Genomic DNA, 15,508 nt, shown 5'->3' with positions numbered 1-15,508 from the left:
AAAATATCGTTAGTATTAAACCCCATAAAAGCACAATTTTTTATGTATTAATCCTGTGTTACATTCTCGATTTCGTGCTCATCGAATCAATTATTGGATTTGCACTATTTTAGACAGCTTGCAAAATTTGTTTCGATATTCCATGGCACTATTCATTATGATAAGGTTCCTCGCGATAGCTGAAGCGGCAAGTTTTGTTACAGTTCAATGTGTCATCGTAGGAAAATTTATTTTCTTATGCGGGAAAGCTGAAGAACCATTTTAAAAGAATTGAGGGCGCTTACCATCAGCGCCCTCGCCGGGCTGTCCGTACGATTCCATCTACAACAGTTTCAAACAATGGTGCCGGCAGATCATGTCCCATGCCTTCAAGTAACATGAATTCTGCACCAGAGATGGATTGAGCCGTATCTTGTCCGCATGCTGGCACAAACATAGGGTCTTCCACCCCGTGGATTACTAAGGATGGAACCTTCACTTTTGCCAGTTGTGGACGACGGTCTCCAGAAACTGCAATAGCTGCAATTTGCCGCCCAATACTCCCCGGATCATAAGCTCGCTGTACCTCTTCTCGAATCATTAAACGATATTCGTTCTCTTCAAATGGATAACCCGTACCCGCAATAAGTGTGGCAAAAGCTACACTATGAGCTAAGTACAATGCTTCATCCTTCATCGGGTTCGGTGCTGGCCGAGTCATTAACGCCATTACATCAGGCGATGTTGGCGGAAGTTCGGGATTTCCTGTTGTTGACATGATGGAAGTAAGCGAGAGAACACGCTCCGGATATCGGCTGGCAACAAGCTGGGCAATCATGCCGCCCATCGAACGTCCAACGACATGTGCATTTTTTATCCCCAGGGCATCTAGCAATCCAATTGTATCATCAGACATATCATCAAGTGTGTATGGAATAACCGGGAGTTGTCCCGACATGAGTGTTTTAGAAAGTGCTTCAAAATCCAATGTGTCGTGATGGCTAAAGTGTGTGGATAGACCCGTGTCCCGATTGTCAAAACGAATTACTCTATATCCCCGAGCCGCCAGCATTTCACAAAATCGAACGGTCCAACGGATCATCTGGGTACCAAGCCCCGCGATCAACAGAATGGTTTCATCCGTTTCGCTGCCATAACTGTCATAGGCGAGTTCTATGCCGTTAACTCTTAACATATTCATTGTTATGTTCTCCTTAAACTTAATTTTATGGTAACTCTGTTTATGGGCAATAGTCGAGAATCTTCAATGGCGGCAGTTCGCTGTCCAGTCCCTTCCAAGTAAGATGTATGATTCGAAGTTGTGCGCATCGTTCAAGTGGTTATTAACTCTCTTCCTGTATGAATGCACCCTTGGCTAAAGTCTTAATATAGTCTCTGATATCGGGTGTCCAATCATCAATTAATCCGTAAAAGTGATCTTTATTCCCGGCATACAGTGCTCTCAAAGCCTCCTCATATTGAGGGAAATCGCCCGCCATTGCAGTCATAAAATGATAACTTGCTTCTAGTGCTGCGCGAACTTTACTTTCATTTTCCCCCGAGCGGCGAGCTTCATCTATCAATCTTTGCAGCGTTACGGAGGCTCCTCCGGGTTGAGCTTTAAGCCAGTCCCAATGTCGAGGAAGCAAAGTAACTTCACCGGACACCACTCCCAGCTTAGGACGGCCAACCCTGCGAGAGGTTTGTTCATTTTCTTTCGTATCCGATATATGTCCAGCCTGGCTGTTTAACCGCTCAAGCACCTCAGCTGTGTTTCCACGAAAATCAATATCTAGTGGTTTACCCGTCAAATCGTCAAAAATAAGCAATTGTACGAACTTACTGTCCTCCAAGGTATCTTTTACGATTCCGACAACGTAATGTAAAGTGCCTTTGGCAAAACAATCTTTCTCTAAAAAAGCAGTACAGCTTATACGATAACGCGATTGTTTCATGGGCACTGGGCCATTCCAACAACAATAAACTCGTGATGGATACGCTACAAAAGGTGTACGCCAAGCATCCAGGTGTATCGCCTATGATCCAGAGTGACAGGGGTTTTTAGTACACGTCTCATGAGTGTAACCACCTCCAGTTGAAGTACGGATTTACGAAGAGTATGTCTCGTGTAAGTCACTGTCTGGATAACCAGCCGATTGAACGATTTTGGGGAACGTATAAGTCAGAAAGCTATTATCTGACGAAGTATGACACCTATGAAGATCTTCACAGCGCGGTTCAGCGGTACATGCGCTACTATAACAACTACCGTTACACAGAGCGTTTGGGCGGTATGTCTCCGAACGAATACCGAAGAGCAGCATAATAAGATCCCTTAGCACGTCATCAGAGCCAAGGCATCTCAATGAAACCATTTTTTTGTTTTTTTAACTGTCAACTTGTCAGGGAGCAGTTCATAATCGACTGCCTTCTTGGTTTTATTGGACTAACGTTTCCCGTTAGCTCGGTTTTGATATTTTAAAGAAACGTAAATAATTCAATTTTTAAGGTTCGCCCTTTCTCTTCTATCACCAGTGGAAGGATTTTTCTGTACCCAGAGAGTATCATATACGCTGCTTATAGTCAGATTTTCTAGAAAAGATCCAGGTGGCAATCAGCATCACAAAAGCTACTAATATACCCGATTCACCCGTCCATAGGAAGACATTTTCTCCTTTTGTTGCCTCGTCAAATGCATCTTGAATGATGGCATTCCAGGAAGCGTGAAGCAGAATTGCGGGCCAAATGCTGCCTGTGCTCAAACGCAGGTGACTAATTATGAAGTTAAAAGAACTGATGGTAATCAGGAACAGTACAATGGACAAGGCGAGTGACGGTCCCGAATAATAGTTCCCTAGCAGAATGGCCGGAATATGCCACGCTCCCCAGATCAAACCGCTTGTTAAAATGGGTTTAGGCACTCTCGCTTTGATGAGTCTGGTGAGCATGTATCCCCTCCATCCCAACTCTTCTCCCGCGCTGCTGATTATGCCGATGGCTGTGCCTACGAACATTTGGTAGATAATAGATAAAACAAGGCTGAAAGCGAAGACATCGCCTGGCTTCACATAGTCCACCAACTCCGTAAGCCAGGCGAATCCGTAAGCACATAAACCAATGATAACCGGTAATAGCAACACAAATGGGATGGCCTTTAAGGTTCGTTTTCCTCCAATCCGCAGTGAAATATCCGAAAAACCTTCATACAGTACTATACGGGCAAATATGGAGGATAAACCAGGTGTCCACATGAGGAGCAGACCAAACACGGGTGATACGTTTAACGCCAGAACATAGCTGATAATTGTTAATGGAATCAGCATAGCGAAAAAAACGAATAATCCTTTCCTTGATGATTGAATCATACTTCCGTCCTCAGAGTTCTTTTTTCTGTCTTTTATCATATATGTACTCATTTCATTCCACTCCTTTAAGTATATGTATTCCGATTAGGAGTTTAACACTGTGGTAGAATTCGCGAAACAAACCTGAGCCTAGCACTCAATCGAGACTTTAGTCTAGTTAGAATAAGACTGGAGACGTATATGGTCACTGATAACAAGAACTGAACTAAACGTACACGTATCTATGCGGCAAATGGTATTGGACGAAAACGTATGTTAAGCTGCCCCCTTTGCCTCACTCCAAAAACGCTAGTAAATAGCTTGGTTGAGGCATTCCGTAATTAGCTTAATGAGATTCATAGGAAGGTGTTTGGAATACAAAAAAACCGCTGTTTAAGGGACTAATCAAATCGGCAATCGGTACAAGTTCTTGTCCCTAGCCAGAGACCCGAACTAGTACCGATAAAACAAAAAAAGCCGCTAAAATAGCGACTTTAATAGGAATATGTTCGTGTCCCGCGGCAGGTTAATTAATTAACGTCTTGCCTTCATTTAATAACTTCAACCTTTTTATCCCCTGCTGACTTCGCTACCTCTAACGTTGTTTTACCTTCAATAGCGACGATCACGCCAGTAGCCAGCATAGAAACGATTAAAGCTGCGCTGATGGCTGTCGAAATTTTCTTCTTGACCATAACCATACCTCCGATATCTATTATGTTGTAATAAGCGGCTCAAGAATATGACGAGCCGAGTGTGGCTAGATATTACAATATTTCACTTTTTTGTTGGGTAATCTGCCTGGTGATTGTATTATAACGTACTGACAATCATTGTAAAAGGATTTTTTCCTTGCGTTCAAATAAAATAAAGTATTAACTGCATCGTCATACACCACTTTAATGAAAACAGCAGCTGATTTCCTGATCATCTGCTGTTTGTCACATTCTCCAATTGTTGGAGCGTGAAGTGACATGGTCATCTTAGCGTCTGTAAACGAGACCTATGGCTCCGGAATCAAAGGTTTTGTTTTCGATTAACTTAAGATTGATCTGCTCCTTGAGATCTTGAAATAACGGCAATCCCTTACCAATCAGGACGGGAGAAACCGTAATTTTATACTCATCAATTAAATCAAGCTGCATAAGGTGGTGTGCGAACCTAGGACTGCCGAGGATGACCATATCCTTGCCTGGCTGCTGTTTGAGGTTATTGATCTCTTTCTCGATATCTTCCTTCACGAGTCTGGAATTATTCCATTCTACTTTCTCCAGCGTCGTGGAAAAAACGATTTTGGTTGTCTTTTCGATCCACTCGGCATGATTCCGTTCATGTTGGGAAGATGATGGGTTCGAAGGTATAGATGGCCAGTAACTGTGCATCATCTGATAAGTCCCCCGCCCCCAAATGACAGTGTCGGCAGTACTCAGAACTTCTTTTGCGTAATTCTCCAAATCAGCATCGTAGGAAACCCAGCCAATGTCCATTTCACCATTCGGCCCTTCTACAAAACCGTCAAGCGATGCGTGCAGAAATAGAACGAGTTTTCTCATTTTCAGTTCTCCTTTGTTCATGAGGGATATCTACATTATACATTTACAACAATACCTTATCGATAATGGGAGCATGATCTTGTCCAATTCGGCAATCGGTACAAGTTCTTGTTGTCCGTAGAAAGCCTGATTGCTTGTGAAGTAAGCTGACAATGCTTATAATCTTGGATCTGGTTTTTAAACCACTTATTACTAACTGGGATGTAGGGTCATTGATTCATATAATGGGCATATAGTTGCTCAAAGGTTGTAAAACGTTCGACTTCTCTGCCGACCTTATCATACTCGTCTAAATATTCATCCATCACTTCAAGAAACTTCTCTTTCATAACTGGTAAATTACTAGCATCAAAGTACTGCATAAGATCAAATCTCTTGGTTCCTTTCTCTACAGCCATTTCATTAAGATACCCATGTGCTCCAAAGGCCGAAAGAAATACGTAGGAAGCATCGTTCGCTGTAACACTGTTCAAAATTTTATTGCGGTAATTACACCACAATTCTTCGTATGTTCCCCTTAGATTATCAAAGGTCGGAGCCGGTTTAACAATGAAGTTATCACACATCGTGTTATGTAACCTCGTAACGCTATTCAACATATTAAAAGATGTTATTCGAATATCTTCAATGGTATGAGCTTCGATGATTGACATGTATAAGGATTCGAGATCATCCGGAACATAACGAAACAAGCGTATCTCTTCCAAATATCGCTTGATTCCTCGTTTGATACACGTGTTATTCATACTCACCAAGGCATTGACTAGATTGTACAGAACGCCAGCAGATGCATATCGCACTGAACCGATATCTTCACCAAGTATCGTATCGCTGTATGCTTGCTTAGCCAGATCGATCCATTTATTTGCTCGATTAAGACACACTTCTCCTATCGGGTTTGCAAGCGTATCAAGAGCTTTTTGCCGGAAGACGTTCAATTTCTCCAAATCCTCAGGCGTTGCATAGTAGAGTATTTTGAGGTCGGTTAGGCTCGATACGTTGGGACTCTCCAAAGTGGATTGCTCTTGTATTCTTGAATCCCATGGCGTGCAATAGATGTCATATCCAACGTCGTCCAGTATGAAGCAATCGGATATTTCCCATCCCTTTTCTGTATTATTAATGATAATTAAATCAAGATCGCTCTTCTCGTGAAAGTCCCCGGTGCTAAATGAACCAGTAAGCCCAATAATGGCGATATCGTCTTGAAAATCTCTTTTTACGCGTTCGATCACCATGTTAATGAGCAGTTCATTTTTGTCCAGCAGCTTCTTCTTTATGATTTCGTTCATTCGTTACACCTCTTTGTATGATCCGGCTGTCCTTCATCACAACAACCTTAACTTGAGTCTATCGATTTAGAGGTGCGGTTACTATGTATAAGATGATTTAAGTTATCTTTGCACAAAATCCGCTAAACCGTCGATACGACGAGTTAGCGGATTTCATTAGTTCTTTGTATAGACTATTTTCTTTATGCTTTCGCAGGACAAGAAATACCGATCCGCCAACTCGTCTATCCTGACTCCATTACGGAATAAGGATTTAATCTCAGCGTTTCGAGCAGAGACCCTGCTCTTGCTCTCTGTTTTCTCGCCCCATTTTAGGTGCGCCTCTTTGGGTTTTGGGATATAAACCAATTCCCCTTGAACGTATTCCTGAATGATACGTAACAATTCTTCCGGAAAAATAGACTCGGCTTTTGAATATTTCATGGGCCTCACTCCTTATTTAATAGATCAATAAGGTGCAAAGCCAGTTAGTGGAATATTACGATTCGTCGTTGGCAATGTGATTATTCCCGGGCTCTATGCAAAGCATTGCCATATCCTTCACTGGCTTTGCATAGAGCCGTGCATGTAAGAATCCTACCCCGATTGTTTTCAATAGCCTCACCTCCAGAAAATAGATAGTTGCTATTTGCTTATTATATCAGGGCTTGTTGTTCAAATGTTTAATCATGTCTTTAGGGGCTGACACGATTGTACGCTTATATTGAAGTTCCAAGAAAGGTACTTGAACCGAGGTCCAGTTACAAGAACCGCCGGATGAATTGCCCAACTGTTTGCCGGGGACCGTTTGTGCATGGTGCGTCAAAGGACAGATTCGACTTACGCATGGTGACATAAATTTATGAACAATTACTGAATATTTCGATTTTAATCTGTTTTAAATTTATCAAATACACTACAATGTGTAGTGAATATTTATTTAAAAATTTATATATCAGGAGGCTTATAATAATGTTACTAACATTATTAAGCATATTAATGATTGTCTTTTTATCCGGATACATCGTTCTGAATACCAATAAACGACAAAAGAGAGTCACAGGTATGACTGGAATGATGATTGCCATGAGTATTGGAATGATGTCTAGTCTTGCACTAGGTTTTCAACTGGGAATTGTGTTTGATCACGATTTGTCCGTCCCTTCAATTATCGCTATTTTATTCGGTTTAGGTATCGGTTATCTTGCAGGAAAACCAGTGAGTGTACTGGCATCGTTGGATGGCATGTTAGCTGGAATCATGGGTGGAATGATGGGGGCCATGCTCGGATCTATGCTTGGTTTTACGTATATCATGGCGTTGTTTGTTGATATCGTGTTTATCCTTATATTTTGTGTTATTCTTCAAATAACTAATTCAGATTCAGTAGAAACTAACATAACGAAAAGCAGTGGGATCAGCGTACCCTTTATTGCAGGGATAATAACGGTTGCCTTTGGAACGGTGTCGGTGGGTTTACTGTTATTTAATCAGTATCAAGATAGTCGAACTTCTATAATTTCTTCTCAAAGTAAGGAACAGAGTTCTGTTCAAGAAAATGAAGGCTATCAAGTTATTTCAGTGGATGTAAAATCCACTGGCTTTAGCCAAGAAAACATTGTCGTTAAATCTGGTGTTCCGACAAAATTAAATTTCATAAAACAATCAGGCTATACGTGTATAAAAAGCGTTGAGTCTACGGATTTAGGTATAGATGTGTATCTTGAAAAGGGAGACAATTTCATTACCTTAGATGATTTGAAACCTGGAACCTATCACTTCAATTGTGGCATGTATATGTATTATGGAACCATTACTGTTGTATAACGAAGATATACTATAATTGCTCACCGCATAGAAAAACTCTCCCTTTGGAGAGTTTTTTGGTTTCCTCAATCAAGTCTCTCTTCTAGCCGCCCCAACTGTAATTAATGTAGTGATGGCGAACATGAGCCTTCCTAAATGTAATTGTTGCATTCCTCTCACCTCAAGTTCTGGATCATGTATTAAAAAAATAAAATACATTTTCTACGCAAATAGAATCTGCTTTGTAAAGAGGGATGTATATCAAAAGGTAGGAGCAGGTAATTCATCAATTTTTATACGTAGTAAACTATAGGGTTTTTGTCGCAGGTCTTTACCGTAATGAAATCTTGCCTGCCTATGTAATTGGTTGACAATTACATATAAGTATTGATCCGGACCAATCGAAAAAGTATCTGGCCATAAAATTCTCGGATCATGGGCGATGGTTTCCATGATTCCATTCGGCAATATTTTTCGAATACTATCATTTTCATAATCTCCAGCATATACGTTTCCTTTTACATCCGTTATCATTCCATCAGAAGCTCCCTTTTCTCCCCAATACTGCACAAGATAACTTAAATTGAGATCCGGTATCGTTCTGTCTCGCAAGGCTTCTGTTGAGATTGAGTATAGATAACGACTGGATAGTGGACAAAAAAATAACATTTTTCCATCTGGGGAGATCGCTATACCATCAGAGGCCAATTGAAAGGGAGATGTCGAACCATCGGTGTTTCGATTCATCAAAATTTTACCTTCCACTTTCGGCACAAAATAAGGATCAGGTGAAGTTGAATTTGCTCCATTTAACCGTCTATACGCATTTCCATTTTCTAAATTTACAACGATAATAGCGCCTGGACCTTTGGAAGAAGAGTCTGTTATATATGCATAACCTGTTTTACCCACTCGGAAATCAAACCGGACATCATTCAGATATGTTGTCGGCAAGACCACATCTTCTGCAAAAGTATATACTTTCCTTATTGTATTTGTTTTTAAATCTACAGCGACTAATTTTGCCCCTCCTTTCATAGGCTCAGAAAAGTTTGGTGCAGCCGTATCCAATACCCATAGGGTCCCCCTTCCATCTGCAATTACACTTTGGACACTGATGAATGACATTTTGATATTTAACGGGTTGATCAAATTCGTTTCTAAATTCGGAAAAGGCTGCACCTGACCCTCAACAATTTCCGCTACCGTAAACCTTACGTCATCTCCCCATTTCGGAAAGCAAATAAAGATACGCCCGGTTTCTGATACACTAACGCCTGTAGGCATAGCCCCATAAAATGAATAAACGTGTTCCAACTTACCGAAATACTTTTCCATAGGTAACATAGGTTTTATGACATCCTCCTTAACATATTTGAATAGATATTACCTATAATATGTTCCAGACTTTTTCTAATACCTGGCCCTTAATCGTCTTTTTCTACGTGTTTTTGAAAATGTCCAAGGAACAAAAAACCAATGCGAACGACAAAATGTCGGTACGCATTGGTTTTATTAAATGTCAGGCTATCCATCTACTTCAATGTCAGATCTTTTGCTGATCGCTGAACTCATCTTGATTATCTGTTTGCTTTGCGTAATTCTTCTTATTTCCCTTCCTGAGATTGATCACCCTTTGCAGCTCCACGACCGCCACCTCCCATTCCCATGCCTCCTGGAATTTTATTTTCACCCAGTTTGGAGAGATCAACCGAAGAAGCATCAATCAGCGAATCCGAGTTCTCTTTCTGTTTCTCGGTCGTGGAAGGAATATCTCCGTCCAATTGCCCCTGTATACTTTCTGCACGCAGCGTGCCAAGTTTGGTCAATTCTGCAACAGCTTCCTCGTACTTGTCATAGGTGACAAATGCTGTAGGGTCTTGTTTCACATATTCCGCGATCATGTTGTTCAGACTCTGCACTTTTTCTTCAAATTTTCCGTCTGCAAAGTATCCATCTACGATCTCCTGCAAATATTCGTGATACTTGGCCTTATACTCAGGCACCTCAAGCAGCTTGCCCAAAATTGGACGCTCCTCCAGGGTGACCCCTGATACCGGCGTATCAATCGCCAGATTCACGATGTCGGATGCAGAACCACCTTGAAATCCGCCAAATCCGCCAAAGGCCATGTTGTAGTCCCAAGGCAACATACTAATCTGTCCATCGTTCTCATACAAATAATAGTTATGTCCCATTCCGGACGTGTAGCTATCCATATTGACAACCACCGTGTGGGCTGCAAAATACCTCAGAACTTCGTCCACATCCACATATTTCTCCAGTTCGGTACCTGTGCTCAAGTTTTTGAGCGATTCAATGACACGCTGATGATCTTCCTCTGTTGTTTTGGTCTCAGCATTGTCGAAGATCGCGGAGTAACTGGATGATTCATCATCCGTGTACACCAATGAAACACCATTCCCGCTTCCGTCCATACCACCCGGACCACGGTTCCCCTTCATACCTGCTTCCGGTAGTGTATTCGCACCATCTTCCCCTGTCCCGCTGTTCATATCCGGCGGACTTGCACCATCCGGTGGCGCCATACCTTCATTAGGAGGCTGCATATCTCCATATCCTTGTGCAAAAGGATTGCCTTCTGGCCCTCCCATACCTCCTGGCCCCATGTTGTCATCATTGTTCGGCTTGTAAAGTTCACCCACGTCATTCTTGGCTCGAGCGAGATATCCACTGTCAATGTCCTCAACAGCCAGGTACAAGCCCCAAGTCTCTCCATTTACACTAATATCGGAGAATGCGAATAAAGGTGCATCTACGCCGATATAACTCATAATGTCATAACTCAAATATTCCTTCATATAGCTATTGTCGCTAATCATGTTGTTCACAACGAGCTTGTCCAATCCCATCCACGTTTGATCCTTGACGTATTCATCAAACTTGATTTTGAAACTATATCGATCCGTTGTATCATCGCCAGCGACCTGCCGCAGGCTGGAGTTACCCTTTGGACGAATCCCGACGTTTTCAATCGTCGTTCCGTTAATTGTAATATTAGCTGAGATGTACTGTTCCTCTGTTGCAGTGTCCAGCATTTTTTTCCATGCTTCTTCATCCACATCAATTGAAATGGACATAACCTCAGTCTTGTTGATTTGATCGGCATATCCTACTGTCTGCGCAGTATTCTCCGTTTTACTCTGATTATCCGTAGTCGTTTGTTCCTTTTCAGTCGAATTGCTTTCCGACTCCCCATTCCCTTCATTAGTCGAGCTGCATGCCGTCAGCATCGCAGTACATAGCACCGCTACACCGATAAATTTAGGCCATTTGTATATACTCATTGCCATCACCTCATTATTATTATTGTTGTTGTATCTTTTCGCATGTAATTATCATAAATTGCAATTCTTAAATGAATCTGAATGAGACACAAAAATAACAAACGAAAAGCTCGGATTACTCCCATCAAGCATTCTGCCTATAGAAGCGATAGATATGCCGGCAATAAAAATAAACATGGCAGGCTGTTTTGCACAACGGATATAGAAAAAGAGAGCAACATCCTGTTTATGGACGCTACTCTCTAATTGGATTAACTACCAGTGAACTTAAGGCTCCAGCCTCCATGACATCTCCCAAAAATCAAGCTCAAAGCGGCTGCACATCACGAAAATATCTTCCATCCGTTGGTATGTTTCCTCGCTACAGCCTTCTAATAGCTTATCCGTTAACGTCACAAGGGATTGATTGCTGCTGTTGTATTCAGAGGAAGCATATCCTGTGATCCACTCTCCATAAAAGGGATGCTCAGCTGCACCCGGCTTTTGAGCAAGGACTTGACCGATCTCCGCATAGCTCCATGAGCAGGCCAGAATGGATACAAGTACTTCTGCTATGCCACCCGCATGGGAAACAGAGAGCATATAATTAGTATAGGCTGCATTTTTCAGTGCAGGTTTTACCTAAAAAACATGATCCTCTGTTATTCCTAATCGCTCCATATAAGAACGATGAATTTTCATTTCACCATTCAGGATGTTATCTACGTTTTTACTAAAAAACTGCATCAATTTGGGGTCGTGCGACTTGACGATACCTAGTGCAAATACGCGGGCATAATCGAACAGGTAAAAGTAGTCTTGCAGCAAATAATAACGAAATTGTTCGACCGGTAAGGAACCATCTCCGATTCCTTTAACAAAGGGATGCTCGAGACATTCCTTCCACACGGGCTGCGCTGCCTGATATAATCTCTCTGAAATAGTCAACATGTGTTCCTCCAGTTCATCAATGTACGTATTTAAAAACAAAAAAACGAAACATCCATAGGATGTTTCGCAGACAAATACACAAAAACAAGGGGGTTCGCATAAGCTACCCAAGTGCAGTGTTTCATCGTTGCATCCCTACGTTGGCATGATCCAAATCAGGTAAGGTCGGTTTAACACCCTCTCAGCCGGTTAAGGCTCCCTCGCAAACGGTTGTATGTAGTTGATTACTTTCTTATCCGCATAAAGAAAAAATAACATCTATTTAGTATATCAAGGGCTGTTAAATATAGTCAAGGCAGATTGTATCGCCCTCATCAGCTTGAGTGATGTATGTAAACGACAAAAAACCATCACAACAATGGTTGAGTTTTAGCCACTGTTATGATGGTTTCTATTCTTACAATTACTGCCGATGGTTTACTGCCCGAGTTTGTTCTTTCCGACAAAAGTGAGTATTCCGTACTGGGAAGTGTTTCTCCAGCTTTCATTGGTCGCATCATTCCACTTGGCTACGCTCTGCTTACCTCCGCCCTGGTTGTCGTTAATTTGAAGCTCGAAACCGAGAACATTTCCAGCCTTTGGCGTCAGTGAATTCAACTGGATTCTGGCTTCTACGAGGTATCCTTTATTCGTTTTCTTCACAGCACTTACAAGGCGTCCGGGTGAGGCTCCCCCTGCAAAGGTTCCCACATTGTCTGCACTGATTCTGAACTGGGCATCATCATATTGAAAATATGGTGTGCGCTGGTGATTCTCGTCCAGGAAAATCTCAACCGAATCCTGATCCCATGGGTTGATGCTGTCTGTAATGATGTTTGGATCAGTGACGTCGATCAGCAGGTATAGATACTCACCTGACCACATTGCGCGAGCCACTGCCTCTGCACCTTCGGTCTCATTCAACCGTTTTACTTCAAATGGTACAGCCTTATTCCATAGGGCGTCTTTCTTCCCATCAATCTGAACAATCCCTTGCACAGCTTGTGCATATTTGGGCATAGGGGCGAGTTGAATTACGCCGTATTTGCTTGTATCTTGCTCCTGAGATTGTGTTCGATCATTCCAGTACAGTGGATTATAAGGTTGTGTCCCACTTGAACCGCCATCAGTCACACGGATGTCCAAGCCAACTTCATATTCTGAATCGGCTTGGATACCACCCCATGGAATGGACAATTCAACCTGATATCCGGCTTTTGTCTCGCGTACACGATATGAACGTCGCTCCGCACCCTCAGCTTTGCCCGACCGCTTAATGATAATGTATCGGTCATCTGCTTCATATGAGGTGGTCTTGCCATTATTGAGATCAACAAAGAGTTCTACTCCGTCATTCACATCTGCCTTCGCATCCTGAACATCCACAAGGATATACAGGTTACTATAATCCCATAAGGTGCGGAAATTGGCTGATCCCGAAGAGTCACCCTTCAGTGGAGTAGACACCGCTTTGTTCCAGAGAGGATCTTGTGACTGTTTTTTGATATCCGGTTTACCCGAAAGTGAGACGGCTCTCTGTGTCAACACAGGCAAGCTGGATTCATCCACGAGTCCCCAGTATGCTTTTTTGGCCTTCAGGGCTGAATCAAACAGCATGGCCTGGTTGTTGTAAGACTTCTCATCTTGGAGTCCCCATAAGGTAACTGAAGAAATGTGATCTTTGTGTTTTTTGTACAAATCCAACAGTTCCTTATATCGATACGCCTGCTTTACCGCAACTTCATCGGACATCTCTTCACCAAATGGAATTCCGCTATCCACATCCAGTTCCGTGATCTGAATATCCAATCCAAGTTCGGCGAACATGTTGATCGTTTTTTCAATTTCCTTGATGGGCGGGGATTCGAGGTTATAGTGGGATTGCAAACCCACACCATCGATGAGCCCCTTCTCTTTCAGTCGTTTGACCAACTGATACATATGCTCTCTTTTCTCAGGGATTTCCGTGAAGTATTCGTTGTAATATAATTTGGCATTCGGATCGGCTGCACGAGCGAATTCATAGGTTTTCTCAATGTAATCCGGACCGATTAGTTCATAAAAGGGACTTTTACGTAAACCGTTGGCATCACCATTGCTATCCGCAATCGCCTCGTTTACCACATCCCAGGCATAGATCTTACCTTTGTATCGGGTCATGACGGTTTCAACGTAATCCTGAATCCGGGCAAGCAGTAATTCTCGACTCGCAGGGTTACCCTGAGGATCCTTGAACATCCACTCTGCTGCATCAATATGCCACAACAAGGCATGTGCGCGTACGCCCATACCATGTTCCTCGGCGAACTGAACATATTGATCGGCTGCCTCGAACTCATAAACACCTTCGGAAGGAGACATGTACTTCGGTTTCATCTCATAGGTTGCGGTCAAGCTGTTAAAGTGCTTTGTGAGCAGTTGTCCATATGCGCCTTCCAACTGCCAGCGATACACCGCTGCACCAATGGGGAAATCATCTTGATACAGGTCCTCCAGAGACCGAATACCTTCTTCAATCTCCAGTTGCTCGGCCAGAGTAAATGATACATCATCCACATAGAACGATAACGTATCCACGCTATCTTCAGAGATGTAGGGTGTTTCGATGAACAGATTCAATTCCGTAGGATTATCGCTATATTGAAATTTTCCGGTGATCTTGTGCCATGTATTCCATTCTGCTTTGGAAATCTTCACGCTACCGATCGGGTTCCAGCTTTCGGCAGTTGTTTTTTTATATGTGGTGAGCTGTAGTGTTTGATCCGTGGTGGGCTCCTGGGTAAGTCTTACATATGCTGTAATTTCATACTCTTGGTTACGCTCAAGCAGATCCTTCATGGATAACATCGGTCCATGATAGGAACGCTCACGGTTGGCAACCAGCATGCTGGACTGACTTTCGTTTGCTTCCTGCTGTGTCACTGTCAGCCTTTCGCTACCGACACGTGGAGTCCATCCCTGAAGTGTACCGTCTTCAAAGTTTGTGCTCAAATGACCTCCCTCCACTTCCGTAACTGCCTTGGCTGCATGTGAGACATTCGAAAATGGAAGCATGGCGAGTACCAGCACAAGAACCAAGGCTGTTATATTCCATTGACCTAACCGTCTCATACAATTCCTCCTCTTGATTTGGTCTAAGTATTTCTGAACGGATTAACATCCAGATAAATAGATTATAGCTCTTTGGATAGCGCTTACATATAACAAATTTCCAATAATTATAATAAAAAGTTATCATTTGGTAATCTCATGTGAGTTTAGGAAGCTGGAGTTCGTTCGCATGAAATATCAAAAAGCCGCTACATATTTGCAAAAATAAAAGACCGTTTCCCGATAAA

Annotated in this window: 12 protein-coding genes, 1 pseudogene and 1 riboswitch; of the genes and pseudogenes, 2 read left to right on the top strand and 11 right to left on the bottom strand. The window is 42.4% G+C overall.

Going from position 1 to position 15,508, the window contains the following annotated elements; translation table 11 throughout:
• Positions 1–286: 286 nt before the first annotated feature.
• Together BS614_RS19770 and BS614_RS19765 are read right to left on the bottom strand one after the other, a co-directional pair.
• On the bottom strand, positions 287–1,180 hold the full coding sequence (locus tag BS614_RS19770) for an alpha/beta fold hydrolase (RefSeq protein WP_074095254.1): 894 nt from the start codon (positions 1,178–1,180) through the stop codon (positions 287–289).
• 142 nt (positions 1,181–1,322) lie between these two features.
• Positions 1,323–1,934 carry a DUF2239 family protein gene (locus BS614_RS19765; RefSeq protein WP_074095253.1) on the bottom strand — a complete coding sequence of 204 codons (612 nt, stop codon included), beginning with the start codon at positions 1,932–1,934 and terminating at the stop codon, positions 1,323–1,325.
• A gap of 164 nt (positions 1,935–2,098) precedes the next feature.
• Between BS614_RS19765 and BS614_RS19760 the strand changes: the two genes are divergently transcribed.
• Positions 2,099–2,305: an IS3 family transposase gene (locus BS614_RS19760; RefSeq protein ID WP_074095252.1), complete on the top strand. Its 207-nt coding sequence runs from the start codon at positions 2,099–2,101 to the stop codon at positions 2,303–2,305.
• A gap of 238 nt (positions 2,306–2,543) precedes the next feature.
• On the opposite strand, the gene BS614_RS19755 is transcribed toward BS614_RS19760, so the two are convergent.
• From BS614_RS19755 to BS614_RS19740, 5 genes are all read right to left on the bottom strand, one after another.
• Positions 2,544–3,395 (bottom strand): type II CAAX endopeptidase family protein, encoded by an 852-nt coding sequence (locus BS614_RS19755; protein ID WP_084174623.1) that lies wholly within the window; start codon positions 3,393–3,395, stop codon positions 2,544–2,546.
• Positions 3,396–3,871: 476 nt separating this feature from the next.
• Positions 3,872–4,018 carry a hypothetical protein gene (locus BS614_RS31835; RefSeq protein ID WP_165789879.1) on the bottom strand — a complete coding sequence of 49 codons (147 nt, stop codon included), beginning with the start codon at positions 4,016–4,018 and terminating at the stop codon, positions 3,872–3,874.
• Between the two features lie 288 nt (positions 4,019–4,306).
• A complete protein-coding gene (locus BS614_RS19750; RefSeq protein ID WP_074095251.1) occupies positions 4,307–4,876 on the bottom strand; it encodes a dihydrofolate reductase family protein in 570 nt (189 codons plus the stop codon).
• Positions 4,877–5,085: 209 nt separating this feature from the next.
• Entirely contained in the window at positions 5,086–6,168 is a 1,083-nt protein-coding gene (locus tag BS614_RS19745; protein WP_074095250.1) for a nucleotidyltransferase domain-containing protein, read from the bottom strand.
• Positions 6,169–6,324: 156 nt separating this feature from the next.
• A complete protein-coding gene (locus BS614_RS19740; protein WP_074095249.1) occupies positions 6,325–6,591 on the bottom strand; it encodes a CD3324 family protein in 267 nt (88 codons plus the stop codon).
• A gap of 528 nt (positions 6,592–7,119) precedes the next feature.
• On the opposite strand from BS614_RS19740, the gene BS614_RS31170 reads away from it, so the two are divergent.
• Positions 7,120–7,974, top strand: coding sequence for a cupredoxin domain-containing protein (locus tag BS614_RS31170; protein WP_167544410.1), 855 nt, complete (start codon positions 7,120–7,122; stop codon positions 7,972–7,974).
• 240 nt (positions 7,975–8,214) lie between these two features.
• Here the strand turns inward: BS614_RS31170 and BS614_RS19730 are convergent, their stop codons facing one another.
• From BS614_RS19730 to BS614_RS19715, 4 genes and pseudogenes are all read right to left on the bottom strand, one after another.
• Positions 8,215–9,309: an L-dopachrome tautomerase-related protein gene (locus tag BS614_RS19730; RefSeq protein WP_074095248.1), complete on the bottom strand. Its 1,095-nt coding sequence runs from the start codon at positions 9,307–9,309 to the stop codon at positions 8,215–8,217.
• Between the two features lie 251 nt (positions 9,310–9,560).
• Positions 9,561–11,261 carry a CotH kinase family protein gene (locus BS614_RS19725; protein WP_074095247.1) on the bottom strand — a complete coding sequence of 567 codons (1,701 nt, stop codon included), beginning with the start codon at positions 11,259–11,261 and terminating at the stop codon, positions 9,561–9,563.
• A 267-nt stretch (positions 11,262–11,528) separates the two neighbouring features.
• A pseudogene (gene tenA, locus BS614_RS19720) lies at positions 11,529–12,191 on the bottom strand (thiaminase II).
• Between the two features lie 114 nt (positions 12,192–12,305).
• Positions 12,306–12,403: riboswitch (TPP riboswitch) on the bottom strand.
• A gap of 205 nt (positions 12,404–12,608) precedes the next feature.
• On the bottom strand, positions 12,609–15,281 hold the full coding sequence (locus BS614_RS19715; protein ID WP_074095246.1) for an endo-1,4-beta-xylanase: 2,673 nt from the start codon (positions 15,279–15,281) through the stop codon (positions 12,609–12,611).
• Positions 15,282–15,508 lie beyond the last annotated feature (227 nt).

The organism is Paenibacillus xylanexedens, from assembly GCF_001908275.1.
Taxonomy (GTDB): domain Bacteria; phylum Bacillota; class Bacilli; order Paenibacillales; family Paenibacillaceae; genus Paenibacillus; species Paenibacillus xylanexedens_A.
Note: the sequence above shows the minus strand (reverse complement) of the source record. Positions and strands in the feature narration are given on the sequence as shown.